This is a genomic window from Serratia quinivorans (genome assembly GCF_052113645.1).
Lineage (GTDB): Bacteria > Pseudomonadota > Gammaproteobacteria > Enterobacterales > Enterobacteriaceae > Serratia > Serratia quinivorans_B.
The window spans coordinates 191,800-208,372 of sequence record NZ_JBIEIU010000011.1; the positions used below are offsets into that span (position 1 = coordinate 191,800).

Below are 16,573 nucleotides of genomic sequence, written 5' to 3' on the forward strand. Positions count from 1 at the left end.
GCGGGCTCATGCAAGCATCCGCGACCCTGGAGAACATCGATGCGGTTCACTCTGTTTAAAAACACCCTTTGGGCATTTTTTGCGCTGGTCATGGTTCAATCCAGCGCGTTAAGTTTTAGCCTGGAAGTCGCAGGCAACATCAAAAACACCACAGATCCGGTAAAGAAAAGCTATCTGTTTACCGATAAACAACTGTTGGCGATGCCGGTACACAGCATCACCACCTCAACCTCCTGGACGCCACAAAGAAAGTTCGAAGGGATTGCCGTGGCGGACATTTTGGCGCGCGTCGGCGCCAAGGGCAGCACGCTGACGTTTTATGCGCTGAACGATTATTACATCGACGTGCCGCTGTCCGATGTCGAAAAATACAATATGATTTTGGCTTACAAAATGGACGGCGTAATGCTGAAGATCAGAAACTTCGGCCCGCTGTTTTTGGTTTACCCGAGGGATGCCGCTGGGCCTGAGTTAAATTCTCCGCTCTACAACTCGCGCTTTATCTGGCAAGTGGACAGGATCGTGATTAAATGAAGCTCATAGGGTTTAAAAGCGGCAGCAGGCTGGCGATCCCGGCTATCTTTGCCGCACTGTTTCTGGTTGCCTCTACGGTGACGCTGTATTACTACAGCGCGACCCTGTCGAAAAAAGGGTTGTATGCCATCGCCGGCACACAAGAAAATTACTCCTGGTCGATCGCCAAATTCTCGATCAAGCTGGCCGAGTTCGACACGCTGGTCGAACAGCAAAAACACGCGCCGCAGGTGAATAGCGAAGATCTCCGGCTCAAATTTGAAATCCTTTATTCGCGCTTTTACGTGCTGGAAACGGTATCCGAATCCACGCAGCCGCTGTATGCCGAACCGGGTTACCCCGAAGTGGTCAAGCATATGCGCGAGAAAATGGATCAGATTGATATTTTGCTGAACAGCCCGAAAATTGATTTCTCTCTTATTTCGCAGGCGATGAAGCAAATCAAGCCCTATGCGATTGAGATGGCCAACCTGACCGACCATGCCGAAGTGAAGCAGCGTACCGCCGCCTACGAAGACTATATCGAAAAGCGCCACATCATTTTCTATGGTCTGGTGATCGTGATGTTCTCGGTGATCGCGCTGATCGCCATCACCCTGATTGTGCTCCGTCAGCAGCGCCTGACCATCCGGCAACAGGCCAAAGCGATTGAGGCGGAAAAAGCCACCCGCACCAAAAATGCCTTTTTGGGGGCCATCGGCCACGAATTACGCACCTCGCTGCAGAGCATTATGTCCGCCATTGACGTGCTGGTGAATACTCAGGTATCGGCCGAACATGCGGACACCTTCCAACGGCTGGAAAGCGCCGCGCAGCAAATTGAAAGTCAGATGAAAGACCTGACCGATTATGCCCATCTGGACAGCGGCATGATGGAGCTGCGCATCGCTCCCTTCGACGCCCAACGGCTGGTCGAGGAAACGGCGAATGAAATCAAAACGCTGCGTCAGAAAGATCAGGTCACTCTGCTGTGTGAAGTGGAATGTGGCCATCTGCAGATACATTCCGATCCGCTGCGCATCCGGCAGATTATCGTCAACCTGCTGACCAACGCGTTCAAATATACCGAAAGCGGCACCATCACGCTGCACAGTTGCTTGCGCAGCCAATCTGGCGGCAGTTCGCTGATTATTGAGGTTACCGATACCGGTATTGGCATCGAGAAGGACATGCTGGACCAGATATTCCGGCCTTTCACCCAACTCGATCAATCGCATACCCGGCAGTATGGCGGCGTCGGCATGGGGCTGGCGATTGTGCACGGGCTGGTGACGCTGCTCAACGGCACCATTACCGTCTACAGCGAGATCAAAAAAGGCAGCACCTTTATCGTCAGTATTCCGGTCGAAGTCAGCAATGAAGAGGGGTTGGATGAAGCACCGCATCACCCTCACGGCTTGCCGCAGAAACAGCAGCATGTTTTGGTCGTCGATGACAATAAGTCAGTGAGTGACGCCTTCTCGGCGCTACTGGACAAGCTTGGCTATCAACACGAACTGTGCAACTCGTCTGAACGGGCGCTGCAAAAGCTGCTGCGACGGCCTTACGATGCATTGCTGTTGGATCTGCAAATGCCGGGTATCGATGGTGCCGCGCTGGCTAAACAACTGCGTAACCAACGTGGCCCCAATCGCCATATCCCGATTATCGGCATCAGTGCTTATACTCCCGAGCAGCTGTCTGTCGAACAGCGGGCGCTGTTCGACAACTACTTAATGAAGCCGGTTCGGCTGGACGCGTTGTCATCCGCTCTGGCTTCACTGCTCGCCGCTAAAGGTTAAAACACCGCAGCAGTGCGGCTTCGATAACATGGAGCCGCACTGGTTTTTCATAAGGCCCCAGCACGTCATAGTCGCGCATCGCCCTGGCGATTTCAGACTCGCGCTGGTCGGTGCCCAACTGGCCGGTCAGCACCAGAACCGGTGCGTCCGGGTTATCCGATGCGCGGATGGTTTCAATACAGCGGTCCGCCGTTTCCTGGCCGATCAACCAGTCGACCACGTAACCATCGAACAGGCTTTGCTGCAATGCCTGACAAAAACTGCTGACGTCGTAGAAAGCCACGGCATGGAAACCGCGCCCGTTCAGATATTTGGTCAGCTCATCGGCCGCCAGGTGCGAATCGTCGAGCACCGCGATGCTCAAGCGCTCGTCTTCGACGGCAGCAGGACGAACTTCTATCAGTTCCACGCAATAACGTTGCCCTTGTGGCGCATCATCCGCGCGATAAATTCCCCATTGTCCAGCCTGCTGCAATGCGACATATTCCGCGGTACGCCCGCCAACCAGCTCATGGCCGACATAAGCGACGCAGGCTAACTCCGCCCCGCCCACGTAAAAGATGGCATCCCGTGCAATAGTTTGCGCAGAGACGTCATGTTCAGCGCCGGTATCCACGATCGCTGCCGGCGTTTCTCCCAATGCCGTCGCGACGTGGTTAATCTGTTCCAGAGTCCAGGGGCTTTGCCCTTTCAGTTTGCGATGCGCATGCGAAAAACTCAGGTCCAGAATACGGCTGAGCTCCTTGGCATGCTGACGCTTACCAATCCCATAATGTACAAACAGTTCCCTGACCCGGTTTGCAATCGACTGTGAATCGAATTTCTGGTGATTGTTATCCATTTTTTCCTTCGATTTTTTTTGCTGTTTTTTCAGTCGGTTTCATACTTGTCGTGCAAAAAAGCGATCCAAAACTGGTATATGGTACAATGTATTGTCTAAACATTGCTTGACATACCACATCATATAGTCAAACATGGTATCAGAAGAGACACACAGCAACACCACAATAAAAATATAACAATAGTAAGATCGCATCACCAATAATCACAATAACACCAGGGAAAGCTCGTTTCGGTTGCAGTACCGAGAGAATGTATGCAACAGACCCTCACCGAAACTTGGGCCGTAGCGCTAATCTGTTTTACCCGCATTTGAACCGGGATCCGCAAGGGTCCCGGTTTTTTCTTGCCGTTTTTTCCGCAATACCGCGTGCGGGATCATCCGTTCCCCCTTTTCGTCTGTTAATCAATGCAAAAAAATAGGGCCAGCAAGCTGACCCCATGGTTTAACACCCCAGATTGAAATGAGTTGGATCAGAACTTCCAGGTGAAACCGGCGTTGACGCTGTTGTCCTGGTAGTTTTGCGACAGCAGCCCGCCGTAGCCCAGCGACAGTGTGGCGTTCTGGTTTACCGCCACCTCCGCACTGGCTTTCAGCACCGCACCGTCACGCGATGCCGACACGCTGTTCACCACGAACGGCGATGTCCCACCGTTGAACTTCAGCCCGGTTCCGCGATCCAGATCGCCGTACTGATGCTGCCAGCCCAGCTCGCTGCGCAGCGCCACCGAGGTGGTTTTGCTTGCCTGCCACTCGGTGTCTGCGCGCAGCCCCAGTGTCGAGACTGTCGCATCGGTGTGCTGTTTGTCGCCGTGCAGCGCCGCCGCTCCGCCGTCCTCCGAGATGCCGTTGTTCTGGAAGTTGATGTACGCCAGGTTGGCGAACGGCTCCAGATTCACCCAACCGGCCTTCAGGCTGTAACCCGCTTCGGCGAACACCTGCTCGGTGCGCGCGCTGTATTTCGCGGTTTCACGATCTGACTGCATGCCGTAGTTAACCGAGCGCGAAGTATCAAAACGGTGCCAGGTGTAACCGCCACCGGCACGCAGCGCCAGTTCACCGAACTGTTTGCCGCCGTATACCGCCAGGTGGTAGTTGTCGCTGTCCGCGTTCGAGCCATAACCGCCGTCCAGTGAGGTGCGGGTGTAACCGGTCGCCACTCCTAACCGCCATTCATCCGCCAGTGCCGAGTCCAGCCCCACCAGCACGCCGTAGGTCGATGCCTGATAACCCGTGGCGTTGGCATCACCCGACGCATGGTCCCAGGCACCCAGCAATTGCGCCCAGGCACCGCCGTCGTCGTCAGCCTTGATGTCCGGCGAGGTCGCCAGCCCTTCCGCCTGACGCAGGCGGCCGTTAAGCGCATCACGCAAATAGCGGCTGTCGTTGACCTGTGCCGAGGCGATATCGGCGTGGATCTGCCCGGACAGCTGGCGGAACGCCTGCCGCGCCTCTCCCGTCGAACCGGCGTTGAGAATGCTCTCAAACACCGGGTTGCCCGCGGCCAGCGCATCCGCCGCCGCGGCCACCGCACGCTCGTTCTGGGTTGCCGCCACGCTGGCGAAACTGGTGTCGTTACGACCGACGTTCAGCGTGACCTGATTCGGCTGGTAAGTCAGCCCGGTACCGAGGAACAGGTAGTTCGGCGCCACAGAATCAAACTGCCCGCTGATACCCTGTTGCGCAGTCAGAATGTTGTATTGTTGGCCCAGCAGGCTGCGAACCTCGCTTTGCGACAGCAGGTTGCTGCTGTTTTCCAGCGATACCGTCACTTCACCGCCGCCGATCGTCGCCGATCCGTTGCTTTGGATCCGATCGCTCTGGCCGTTGGGTGCCGCTTCCACTGCGTAACGGGAACCCGGCTCGAAACTGACGTTTTGGCTCACGTTCAGCGTGCCGATCGAGTTGCCCGGTGCCACGGTACCGCCGCTGCGGGCGGTCAGTGACCCTAGCGTGCCGGAGCCGCTCAACACGCCGGCGTTTTGCACCGTCACGTCAGACGTCACCGAACCATTCACCGCCAGCAAACCCGTATTGACCCACGTCGGGCCGGAGTAAGTATTACTGCCGGTCAGCACTAACGCCCCCTGGCCCTCTTTGGTCAGACCGCCGTGGCCGGAAATATCGTTGGAATACACTTCAAACGAGCAGTGGTAATCATCACAAACCCTGGCGTGCAATGTGCCTTGATCGATGATCGCTCCCTCACCGGGAATATTGGCGACGAATTGCGACGAACCATAAGCCACCCCTGTCGGATCCGGAATACGGAACTCTTTGGGGATATCCTCGACGGTATAGAACATGCCCGGGCCGTTAATCGCCTTGCCCAGGTTGATCATCCCCCAGCCGTACAGCGCATCGATACCCGGCGCGCCCATATCGGTGGCGGTCGTTTTAAGCACATCGGCAATTTGCGCCGACGTCATGTACGGGAAGCGCTGCAGCAAGACCGCGACCGCGCCGGTCACGTGCGGCGTCGCCATGGAGGTGCCGTTTTTATTGCCATAGTCGGAGACCAACTGGTTCGGATCTGAACCGTTGGCGACGGTACTGTAGATTTTACTGCCCGGTGACGAGACGCAGAAGCTGGCGGTATAACCGCAGCGCGAAGAGAAGCTGCTGATGGTGTAAGGCACGCTGTTGGTCGAGGCGGCATCTTCCGCAACGCTGGCAACCGACAGCCAGTTAGGCGCAATATCCGGCACAAAATAGGCCAGGCCGCTGATCACATCCGGTTGGTTGTAATTGCCATCGTTACCGGCGGCGAACAGCACCAGAATATTTTTACGCGCCGCATCGATCGCGCCCTGATAACCCGCCCCTGCCAGGCTGCCCAACAGCGGCTTCACCTGATCAAACTGTTCCTGTGCGTCCTTTAGTTCGAAATGCAGAGCATCGGGGTTTTTGCCATTATCCGAGAGGAAATCCGGAATGCTGACGCCCCAACTGTTGTTGATCACCCGTACGCCGTTGTTGATCATCGCCTGCCAACCCGCGTTGGTCACGCTGCCATCCAGCCCGAGGAACTCACCGTAAGCCGGGCCATCGTTGTCGTTATCGACGCTGATGATTTGCGAATCAAAGGCCACACCGTGCATGCCGGTGCCGTCACGGTTGGCTCCGCTGATACCGGCGACGTGGACGCCGTGGTTGCTTAACTGGCCTTGTGAACCGCTGTAAAAATGGAAAGTGCCGTCAAAGTAAAAATAATCGCCGGCTTTAATCCCCTCACGATGCGGGTCGGTATAGGCGCGATAGCCTTTGGTGACAACGTTAGTCAGCTTGCCGTCACCGGCAAATTCCGGATGCTGGTTCACCGGGGTATCGAAGATCCCCACCTTTTGCCCTTTGCCGGTATAACCCGCCGCGTAAGCCTCGTCGGCGTTGATCGCCCCCAGCCCCCAGTTGGCATTGAATTCATTGCTGCGCCAACTGGCCGGATCGCCGCTCTTACCCCCCTCGGTATAAGGCGCGGCCTGTGCACCACCGGCCGCCAACAGCGCGCATAACAGGGCATTCAGTTTCCATGTCGGCGTCAATGCCGGTTTGTTGTTTCCTGCAGATTGCTTCATTCCCTTATCCCTTTTTGTTGTTCGTAAAACCGCCCCAGGCGGGGCGGTTGTTCCGTTTGTTTTTTAAGATCAGAAATGCCAGGTAAAACCGGCGTTGACGCTGTTGTCCTGGTAGTTTTGCGACAGCAGCCCACCGTAGCCCAGCGACAGTGTGGCGTTCTGGTTCACCGCCACTTCCGCACTGGCTTTCAGCACCGCACCATCACGCGACGCCGACACGCTGTTCACCACGAACGGTGAGCTGCCCCCGTTGAACTTCAGCCCGGTTCCGCGATCCAGATCGCCGTACTGATGCTGCCAGCCCAGCTCGCTGCGCAGCGCCACCGCGGTGGTTTTGCTCGCCTGCCACTCGGTGTCTGCACGCAGCCCCAGTGTCGACACCGTCGCGTCGGTGTGCTGTTTGTCGCCATGCAGCGCCGCCGCTCCGCCGTCTTCCGCGATGCCGTTGTTCTGGAAGTTGATGTACGCCAGGTTGGCGAATGGCTCCAGATTCACCCAGGCCGCTTTTATGCTGTAGCCCGCTTCGGCGAACACCTGCTCGGTACGCGCACTGTATTTCGCGGTTTCACGATCCGACTGCATGCCGTAGTTAACCGAGCGCGAGGTGTCAAAACGGTGCCAGGTGTAACCGCCACCGGCACGCAGCGCCAGTTCACCGAACTGTTTGCCGCCGTACACCGCCAGGTGGTAGTTGTCGCTGTCAGCGTTCGAGCCGTAACCGCCGTCTAGTGAAGTGCGGGTGTAGCCGGTCGCCACCCCTAACCGCCATTCATCCGCCAGTGCCGAGTCCAGCCCCACCAGCACGCCGTAGGTCGATGCCTGATACCCCGTGGCGTTGGCGTCCCCCGACGCATGGTCCCAGGCCCCCAGCAACTGCGCCCAGGCACCGCCGTCGTCATCAGCCTTGATGTCCGGCGAGGTCGCCAGCCCTTCCGCCTGACGCAGGCGGCCGTTAAGCGCATCACGCAGGTAGCGGCTGTCGTTGACCTGTGCCGAGGCAATATCGGCGTGGATCTGGCCGGACAGCTGGCGGAACGCCTGCCGCGCCTCCCCCGTCGAACCGGCGTTGAGAATGCTCTCAAACACCGGGTTGCCCGCGGCCAGCGCATCCGCCGCCGCGGCTACCGCACGCTCGTTCTGGGTTGCCGCCACGCTGGCGAAGCTGGTGTCATTGCGATCGACGTTCAGCGTCACCTGATTCGGCTGATAGGTCAGCCCGGCGTTCAGGAAGGGAGAGAAGGTAGAAGTGGAAGTAAACTGCCCGCTGATGCCCTGCTGGGCCGTCAGAATGTTGTACTGCCGTCCAATCAGGCTGCCTGCGCTGCCCTGTGAAAGCAGATTGGCGTTTTGTTCCTGCAATACCGCCACTTCACCGCCGCCGATCGTCGCCGATCCGTTGCTTTGGATCCGATCGCTCTGGCCGTTGGGTGCCACTTCCACCGCGTAACGGGAACCCGGTTCGAAGCTGACGTTGTGGCTCACGTTCAGCGTGCCGATCGAGTTGCCCGGTGCCACGGTACCGCCGCTGCGGGCAGTGAGTGACCCCACAGTACCGGAGCCGCCCAGTACGCCGGCGTTTTGTACCGTGACGTCAGACGTCACCGAGCCGTTGACGGCCAGCAGGCCCTGATTGATCAGGGTTGGCCCTGCATAGCGGTTGTCGCCGGTCAGCACCAATGTGCCGATACCCTCTTTGGTCAGGCCGCCGTGGCCGGAAATATCGTTGCTCCAGACATCCAATCCGCAATGGATATCGTCACATACGCGTTCGGTCGGTTTACCCTGGTCTAACACCGCGCCGATGCCCGGCAGATTCACCACAAATTGTTCCGGCCCATAAGCGCCGCTAACACGGAATTCCTCCGGAATATCCTGCTCGGTGACGAACATGCCCGGGCCGTTAATCGCTTTGCCCAGGTCGATCATGCCCCAGCCGTACAGCGCATCGATGCCCGGCGCCCCCATATCGACGGTCGTGGTCTTCAACACCGAAGCCACCTGCGCGCCGGTCATGTAGGGGAAACGCTCCATCAGCACCGCAATGCTGCCTGCAACGTGCGGCGCCGCCATGGAAGTCCCACTGTATTTGGCATAGCCAGTGGTCAGGTTATCTACGCTGTTGCCTTCGATGATCGAGCTGTACACCCTGGTGCCCGGTGCGGCAACGCAGAAGCTGGCGGTATAGCCGCAGCGCGAGGAGAAGGTGCTGATGCTGTAGTCGCCGGTGTTGTTTGGATCCTGCAGGCTGGCGACCGACAGCCAGTTAGGGGCGATCTCCGGCACGAAATAGGCCAGACCGGCCATCGCATCGGGGTTATTCAGGTTGTAATCGTTACCGGCGGCAAAGATGGTGACAATGCCGCTGCGCGCCGCATCGATCGCGCCCTGATAAGCACCACCGGCTTTGGTGCCGAGTATCTGTTTGATTTGATCGAACTGTTTCTGCGCGTCGGCGAGCGTGAAATGGGGATAGGCCGGATCCTTGCCGCCCTGATCGAATTTCTCGGTTATGCCGATGCCCCAGCTGTTGTTGATGATGCGCGCGCCACTGGCGATCAACCCATTCCAACCTGCCTGATATACCGCACCGTCATTGCCGAGAATGATGCCGTCTTCCGGCCCCGGGTCGCCATTTTCCGCACTGATGATTTGTGCGTTGAACGCCACGCCGTGCATCTCGCCACCATCGCGGTTACCGGCGGCGATCCCGCCCACGTGGGTACCATGCGAGCCCAGCGTACCGTCGGAATCCACGCTCGGCGTCCCGTCATAACGGAATACGTCGCCTTTTTTCACCGGGATATAGGGATCGGTGTACTCGCGGATGCCGGTAGTCACCAAATTGACCACTTTGTCCTGGCTGGCGAACTCCGGGTGTTTGGCGTACACCGGCTGATCGAAAATACCGAGCTTGACGCCTTTTCCGGTATAACCGGCGGCGTAGGCCTGATCGGCGTGGATCGCTCCCAGGCCCCATTCGGCATTGAATTCATTACTGCGCCAACTGGCAGGATCGCCCGACTTACCGCTCTCTACATAGGGTGCAGCCTGCGCCCCACCGATCGCCGCCAGGCAAAAAAGCATCGCGCTCCACTGTGCGCGGTTAACGCCAATTTCAGGCCAGCCGAAGGCTGCCTGAACAGGCTTGACTCCTCTACGTCTATTTTCCATCCCAGATACCGTCCATTGTTGTTTGCAAATGTTTTATTGATTTATTTTGTGTAACAGTTTCGTAACACCAAATAAATAAAGCACAACAATCTCAAGCCCGCCTAATGTGTCATTGGCACAAGGGGCCCATCGGCAGGCGCAAGAATCGGGCAAATAGGGGAATAAACATAAGGATCTCCAATGGCTGAAAGCCAGCGGAAACTGCCGGTTGATGACGGCATTCAAAAAACATAATTAAATGATAAATAGGGATAATATAAACGAAACAGGCCGAAGGAGGATGCCCCCTTCGGCCTGTTTAAAAATGCTTAATACGCTCTTTTTATTACTTTTAATTATAACAATTGCCAATATTCACTCAGTGAAATGTGCTGGTTTTCGCTGAGAAGGGCAGTAAAAATTGGACTATCATGCTAGCGGTTTTCTGCTGTTCGTCGCATCTTCTTCGGCCTGACGGATAATGGCTTTCGCCATCCACTGCGTCACATCCTGAATACCACCGAGATCCAGCCCCCAGATATCTTTCAGTACCAGGAAAACTTCCGAACCATAAATCAGTGAGAAAGAATGAATCACCCGCTGTAACGCCTCAGACGGCAGTTTATCCTGCAGCGGTTCTACCGCCAGTTTCAGCAGCCGCTTGCGGTTGCCACGGACAAACTTTTCCACGGGTTTAAGAGAGTTGGATCGCGCCTCAGCCCATTGCTGGAGAGACAGCAACAATGCAGCACGCAAAGCGCCCTCATGCTGCTCCATTTGCGGGTAAGCAAAGCCCAATAATTGCTGAATACGAACCCCGGCATCATCGTCTGTCGGTTGCCATGCGAGAATAGGTCCTAAACTCTCTGCGACGACCGCCGTGATCAATGCGCTCTGGGTGGGGAAGTAACGGTAAGCCGTAGCACGGGAAACCTGCGCATGCTGGGCCAATTCAGTGATTGAGGGAAAGGCTCCGCCATCGAACAATGTCATTGCGCTGGCGAGTAATAACTTACGGGTTTTTGCTCGGGTGTGGGTCAAATTTTGGGGCACGGTTGATGGCACTGAGACCTCTTTTCACCAATTATAACGCTGGCCAGAACAATAGCTCAGGCGAATAAAGTTCACTGTAACAAACTTGCCCAACACTGCGCCATGCAGGAGATACGGTAAATTTTCCCGCCTCTCTCAAATGAGACTTTAGTCTCATTTTTTAACCAAACCCTCTTGCATAAATGATACAGTCGTCTCATTATGATGACGAATTCACCGACTACGCTCAGCAACCTTAGTCAGCACCAGGGATTCAATTTATCTAACCAATTAAATTATAAGAAAATATATTATATAGCGTGGCGGCCATCCGGACCTACAATTCAGGAACAGGCTAATGAATAATAAACAAGCGATTATTTATATTGCGACGACGGCGGATACCAAAGGGCGAGAATTGGCTTATGTTCGTAGCCTGATCGCCGATACCGGCCTCCCCACGCTCACCGTCGATTTATCTACCCATCATGTTCCGGCCAGCTACCCTGCAGATATTTCTGCCGCCACCGTCGCCAGCTATCACCCGGCAGGCGAAAAAGCGGTATTTTGTGGCGATCGAGGTAAAGCCATTGCCGCCATGGCCATAGCTTTCGAACGCTTTATGCTTTCGCGCCAAGATGTCGCAGCATTACTTGGCCTCGGTGGATCCGGCGGTACCGCATTGATTACACCCGCCATGCAACAACTCCCCATTGGCCTGCCAAAGTTGATGGTGTCGACCATGGCTTCTGGCGATACCTCCGGTTATGTTGGCGCCAGCGATATCAGCATGTTGTATTCGGTTACCGACGTCGCGGGGCTGAACCGTATTTCACGTATCGTCTTGGGTAATGCCGCCCATCAAATTGCCGGTGCCGTTCGTTTTGCAACCCAGGTTGATACCAACAGTCAGCCTGCCGTTGGCCTCACCATGTTTGGTGTCACGACCCCTTGTATTCAGGCGGTAACCGCAGCAATTGAAAATGAATGGGATTGCCTGGTATTCCATGCAACCGGCAGCGGTGGCCGGGCGATGGAAAAGCTCATTGATAGCCACCTGTTAAGCGGTGTGTTCGATTTAACCACCACCGAAGTCTGTGACCATCTGTTTGGTGGCGTGCTGGCCTGCACAGAAGATCGTTTCGGCGCCATATCCCGTACCGGTATTCCCTGCGTCATGTCCTGTGGTGCTTTGGATATGATCAACTTTGGACACCCCGACACCATCCCTTCCCGTTACGCTGACCGTCAGTTCTATAACCACAATGCCCAAGTGACTCTGATGCGGACTACACCAGAGGAAAATACGCAAATGGGCCGTTGGATCGGTGAAAGGCTTAACGCATGTTCAGGAGAGGTTCGCTTCCTGATCCCTGAAGGCGGCGTTTCGGCGCTCGATGCCCCAGGACAAGCATTTTGGCACCCTGAGGCGTTGGCTGCTTTCGTTGATGCGCTGGAAACAACATGGCGCCCCACAGCAAAACACCGTTTGATCAAAATTCCTTACAACATTAACGATCCCCACTTTGCCGACGCTGCCGTGCAACAGTTTAGGGAGATCTCTCATTCTTATTGATTGGAGTTACAAATGGCCAAACACACTCGACAAGCATTACTTAGTCAATTCCGGGAAATGATCGCCCGTCGCGAACCGATCATCGGTGGCGGCGCCGGCACCGGGCTTTCGGCCAAGTGTGAAGAGGCTGGCGGTATCGATCTGATTGTCATTTATAACTCGGGCCGATATCGCATGGCGGGCCGCGGCTCTCTGGCGGGCCTGTTAGCCTATGGCAATGCAAACGAAATCGTGATGGACATGGCTAAAGAGGTATTACCCGTAGTCAAACAAACCCCGGTTTTAGCTGGGGTAAACGGCACGGATCCTTTTTGCCATTTTGATAAATTTCTTGATGAGATCAAGAGCACAGGCTTCGCAGGAGTACAAAACTTTCCGACGGTCGGTCTGATTGACGGCAACTTCCGCGCCAATCTTGAGGAAACCGGGATGGGGTATGCGTTGGAAGTGGATATGATTCGTCTGGCGCATGAAAAAGATCTACTGACCACCCCCTACGTTTTTAATGCGCAAGATGCGATCGCCATGACAGAAGCTGGCGCCGATATCATAGTACCGCACATGGGGTTGACGACAGGAGGCAGCATTGGTGCAGAAACGGCACTGACCCTGGCTGATTGTGTTCCACTCATTAACGACTGGGCTCAGGCAGCCAAAAAAGTCCGCAAAGACGTGATCGTCCTGTGTCACGGCGGTCCAATAGCCACACCTGAAGACGCTGCTTATATCATGCAACATTGCCCATTAGTGGACGGTTTCTACGGTGCCAGTTCAATGGAACGGTTACCTACAGAGCTCGCCTTGACTGAAACTACACGTCAATTTAAAAGCATTAGCAGAAAATTGACGGGGAAATAACTCTCTCGCACACAACACTAGGGGAAACCCGCTAATTAGCGGGAAGTGAAGTTGCAGTGAGATAGGCAAAAGGGCCAGAGTTATCCTCTGGCCCTTTTTATTTACCGCATGAAATTATTACTGTTCGGTCGTCATTTTCGACTTCATGTTATTCATGTGGTCCATCATTTTTTGTTCACGTTTCTGATAATTCTCATTGTATTGTTTTTTCTGCTCTGGGGTCAGCAGGTTGTACATTTTATTTTCAGCTTTGGCGCGTTCCAGCATATGCTCGGACTGCGTTTTGCTGATGGCGTCAATTTGGGCTTTCGCTTTGGCTTCATCGAAGCTGTCGGAGGCAACCAGGCTATGCAGGGCCTGACGATCCTCTTTCATGCCGGCGCCGCGCTTCTGGTGCGATTCCTTCATGATGTCGCGCATTTGCTGGCGCTGCTGTTCAGTCAGGTTCAGACCGGCGAATGGCCCGCCTTTACCTTCACCTTTGTGGTGCATCATTTTCATCGGAGTGGCATCCGTTGTCGCCGGTGTCGCCGTAGTATCTGCAGCGAAAGCCATAGAAGCAGAACCCAGTGCCAGAGTAGAGGCGACAAATAAAGCGGTTAGTTTACGCATAATCATTTCCTTAAAATTATTCTTCATCAGGAGCGCTGTACGTGAACAGGCTCATCTTTCGTCGGAGATAATAATAGGCCGATAAATATATAGTAATGCGATGCTGTGTAAATTTATTAAAGCCCACAACAGATTTATTCGGCAATAATGAATGAATTATGGAGATGCTGTGTATTATCTGGAAATTTTGGTTTCCCATAACATGATTTTCGCCCGATGAGGCCACTCACCCCGATGGGGTTATTCCTGTCATCGGCCGACTTTATTATAATTTAGGCTTATCCACTGCAACCATTCTGCAACAAGATGACGACGGCGTCGAACAGCAACAATCGTACGAATCTCTCGCAAGCGCCGGTTCTCACTTACACTTAAGCTGGTATCCACAAGCGGTGTGAACGTCAGGATCCGACGCGCAGGGTAGCCTTCTACAGCAGCGGCAACACGACACTTACACTGCAAAACTAATTATTGGCGATATAATAGTTTCATCCTCTGCCCGTGAAAAACGTGTTATATGATGGAGATACGTGCACTACGGCCACTACCGGGCCAGCAGTTGCTGTTGCGCCCTCGCACCGAGCCGGCCGTCGTGCCCTTTTGAGGAATCATCATGTTCGCAGACCAAGGCCCTATGCTTCTTAATGCCCACTTCGGCACCAACAGCCCTTATTGGCGGTTGACGTTTGACAGCAATGCCCTGGCGTTGTCGGCAGTCAAAGGCAAAACCCATATGGCCGTGGCGCTCAGCGCCATGCAGGCCGCCAAGATCCGCCGTCTGAGCGGCATTACCGCCAGCCTCGACATCACCATCACGCTGAGCGGCGAGCCGATACACCTGCATCTGGTGGGCCGCCGGATCAACAATCTGGAATGGGCAGGGACCGCCTCCGCCTTCAGTGATACCCAATCGGTCGCCCGCGATCTGGTGCACGGCCTTTCCTTTGCCGAACAGGTGGTGTCAGAGGCCAACTCCGTGATTGTGATTGTCGACCAGCACGGCCGCATACAGCGCTTTAACCGGCTGAGCGAAGAGTACACCGGCCTGCACGAACATGATGTGATTGGTAAAAACGTCTTTCAACTGTTTATGAGCCCGGAAGAAGCGGCAGCATCACGGCGTAACATCGCCGGCTTTTTCCGCAACGGATCCTCCTATGAGGTGGAGCGCTGGATCAAAACGGTAAAGGGCGAACGGCTGTTTTTGTTCCGCAACAAGTTCGTCCACAGCGGCAGCGGTAAAAATGAAGTCTTCCTGATTTGCTCCGGCACCGACATTACCGAAGAGCGCCGCGCCCAGGAACGTTTGCGGGTGCTGGCCAATACCGACATTATTACCGGCCTGCCCAACCGCAATGCCATTCAGGACAAAATCACCCAGGCGATAACCGCGCGCGACGGCAACCATGTTGGGCTGGTGTATCTCGATCTCGACAACTTTAAAAAAGTTAACGACGCCTACGGCCATATGTTCGGCGATCGTTTACTGGTGGAAGTGTCGTTGGCAGTACTTGGTTGCCTGGATCCCGACCAAACCCTGGCGCGTCTGGGCGGAGATGAATTTCTGGTATTAGCCCAGCAGGCTGACCGCGAGATGCTGCAACGGTTGGCCCAGCGCATTATCGACCGCTTGAAAACGCCCTTCCGCATCGGCCTTATCGAGGTGTATACCGGCTGTTCCATCGGTATCGCGCTGTGTCCCGAGCATGGCAACGATCTCGACAGTCTGATCCGCAGCGCCGATACCGCCATGTACGTCGCCAAGGAGCACGGCAAACGTACCTATACCGTATTCTCGCCGGAAATGAATAAACGCGTCGCTGAATATATGTGGCTGGATACCAACCTGCGAAAGGGGCTGGAACAAGATCAACTGGTGGTGTATTACCAGCCCAAAATCGAGGCGCTCAGCGGCCAGGTGTGCAGCGTGGAAGCCTTGGTGCGCTGGGATTCCCCCGAACGCGGGCTGATCCCGCCGCTGCAATTTATCTCTTATGCCGAAGAATCCGGTCTGATAGGCCCACTCGGCCGCTGGGTGCTGCAAACCGCCGCCAGGCAGGCCGCACAGTGGCAACGCCAGGGGCTGAAATTGCGGGTGGCGGTTAATCTTTCGGCCCGGCAGTTGGTTGATGACTCCATCGTTGAAGATCTCGCTCAGGTATTGCAGTGCAATCAGCTGTCGCCCTGCCTGCTGGACTTCGAGCTAACGGAAAGCAGCCTGATTGAGGATGAAAAACGTGCGCGCGAGGTGATTACCCGGTTACGCGATTTGGGTGCGCAGGTTCATCTCGATGATTTTGGTACCGGCTACTCATCGCTGGCGCAACTGGCACGTATTCCGCTGGATGCCATTAAACTGGATAAAAGCTTTGTGCGTGGCGTGAATGGCAATCCGGTTTCGCAGTCGCTGGTGCGTGCCATCGTGGCCGCGGCCGAAGCGCTCAGGTTCCGGGTGATTGCTGAAGGCGTAGAGACCGAAAGCGAGAACCAATTCCTCGATGAGGTCGGCGTGGATGAGAAGCAAGGGTTTCTGTTTGCGCGGCCAATGCTCCCGGACCAGTTGGAACATTGGCTGCAATCTTATCGCCCGCAGCCCCCCTCAGCGTGATGCGGG

General features: G+C 55.4%; 10 protein-coding genes. 5 read left to right on the top strand and 5 right to left on the bottom strand.

The window, feature by feature from the left end; all coding sequences use genetic code 11:
• Nucleotides 1-39: 39 nt before the first annotated feature.
• Together ACGS9J_RS19810 and ACGS9J_RS19815 are read left to right on the top strand one after the other, a co-directional pair.
• Nucleotides 40-534, top strand: coding sequence for a molybdopterin-dependent oxidoreductase (locus ACGS9J_RS19810; RefSeq protein ID WP_442232488.1), 495 nt, complete (start codon nt 40-42; stop codon nt 532-534).
• Nucleotides 531-2,315 carry an ATP-binding response regulator gene (locus tag ACGS9J_RS19815; protein WP_442232489.1) on the top strand — a complete coding sequence of 595 codons (1,785 nt, stop codon included), beginning with the start codon at nt 531-533 and terminating at the stop codon, nt 2,313-2,315. The genes ACGS9J_RS19810 and ACGS9J_RS19815 overlap by 4 nt, the downstream gene beginning before the upstream one ends.
• Here the strand turns inward: ACGS9J_RS19815 and ACGS9J_RS19820 are convergent.
• The 4 genes from ACGS9J_RS19820 to ACGS9J_RS19835 all read right to left on the bottom strand — a co-directional run bounded on the left by ACGS9J_RS19820 (nt 2,305) and on the right by ACGS9J_RS19835 (nt 10,946).
• On the bottom strand, nt 2,305-3,156 hold the full coding sequence (locus ACGS9J_RS19820; protein WP_442232490.1) for a helix-turn-helix domain-containing protein: 852 nt from the start codon (nt 3,154-3,156) through the stop codon (nt 2,305-2,307). The genes ACGS9J_RS19815 and ACGS9J_RS19820 overlap by 11 nt on opposite strands.
• Nucleotides 3,157-3,629: 473 nt before the next feature.
• Nucleotides 3,630-6,731, bottom strand: coding sequence for an autotransporter outer membrane beta-barrel domain-containing protein (locus tag ACGS9J_RS19825; protein WP_442232491.1), 3,102 nt, complete (start codon nt 6,729-6,731; stop codon nt 3,630-3,632).
• Between the two features lie 69 nt (nt 6,732-6,800).
• On the bottom strand, nt 6,801-9,902 hold the full coding sequence (locus tag ACGS9J_RS19830; RefSeq protein ID WP_442232492.1) for an autotransporter outer membrane beta-barrel domain-containing protein: 3,102 nt from the start codon (nt 9,900-9,902) through the stop codon (nt 6,801-6,803).
• 408 nt (nt 9,903-10,310) lie between these two features.
• Entirely contained in the window at nt 10,311-10,946 is a 636-nt protein-coding gene (locus ACGS9J_RS19835; RefSeq protein ID WP_442232493.1) for a TetR/AcrR family transcriptional regulator, read from the bottom strand.
• Between the two features lie 325 nt (nt 10,947-11,271).
• Between ACGS9J_RS19835 and ACGS9J_RS19840 the strand changes: the two genes are divergently transcribed.
• Complete coding sequence (locus ACGS9J_RS19840) at nt 11,272-12,489, top strand: Tm-1-like ATP-binding domain-containing protein (protein WP_442232494.1); 1,218 nt, start codon at nt 11,272-11,274, stop codon at nt 12,487-12,489.
• Nucleotides 12,490-12,501: 12 nt separating this feature from the next.
• Nucleotides 12,502-13,347 carry a phosphoenolpyruvate hydrolase family protein gene (locus ACGS9J_RS19845; RefSeq protein WP_442232495.1) on the top strand — a complete coding sequence of 282 codons (846 nt, stop codon included), beginning with the start codon at nt 12,502-12,504 and terminating at the stop codon, nt 13,345-13,347.
• A gap of 117 nt (nt 13,348-13,464) precedes the next feature.
• Here ACGS9J_RS19845 and spy read toward each other — a convergent pair whose 3' ends face one another.
• On the bottom strand, nt 13,465-13,959 hold the full coding sequence (gene spy / locus ACGS9J_RS19850) for an ATP-independent periplasmic protein-refolding chaperone Spy (RefSeq protein WP_442232496.1): 495 nt from the start codon (nt 13,957-13,959) through the stop codon (nt 13,465-13,467).
• A gap of 613 nt (nt 13,960-14,572) precedes the next feature.
• Between spy and pdeR the strand changes: the two genes are divergently transcribed.
• Nucleotides 14,573-16,567 carry a cyclic di-GMP phosphodiesterase gene (gene pdeR / locus ACGS9J_RS19855; RefSeq protein WP_442232497.1) on the top strand — a complete coding sequence of 665 codons (1,995 nt, stop codon included), beginning with the start codon at nt 14,573-14,575 and terminating at the stop codon, nt 16,565-16,567.
• Nucleotides 16,568-16,573: the final 6 nt, after the last annotated feature.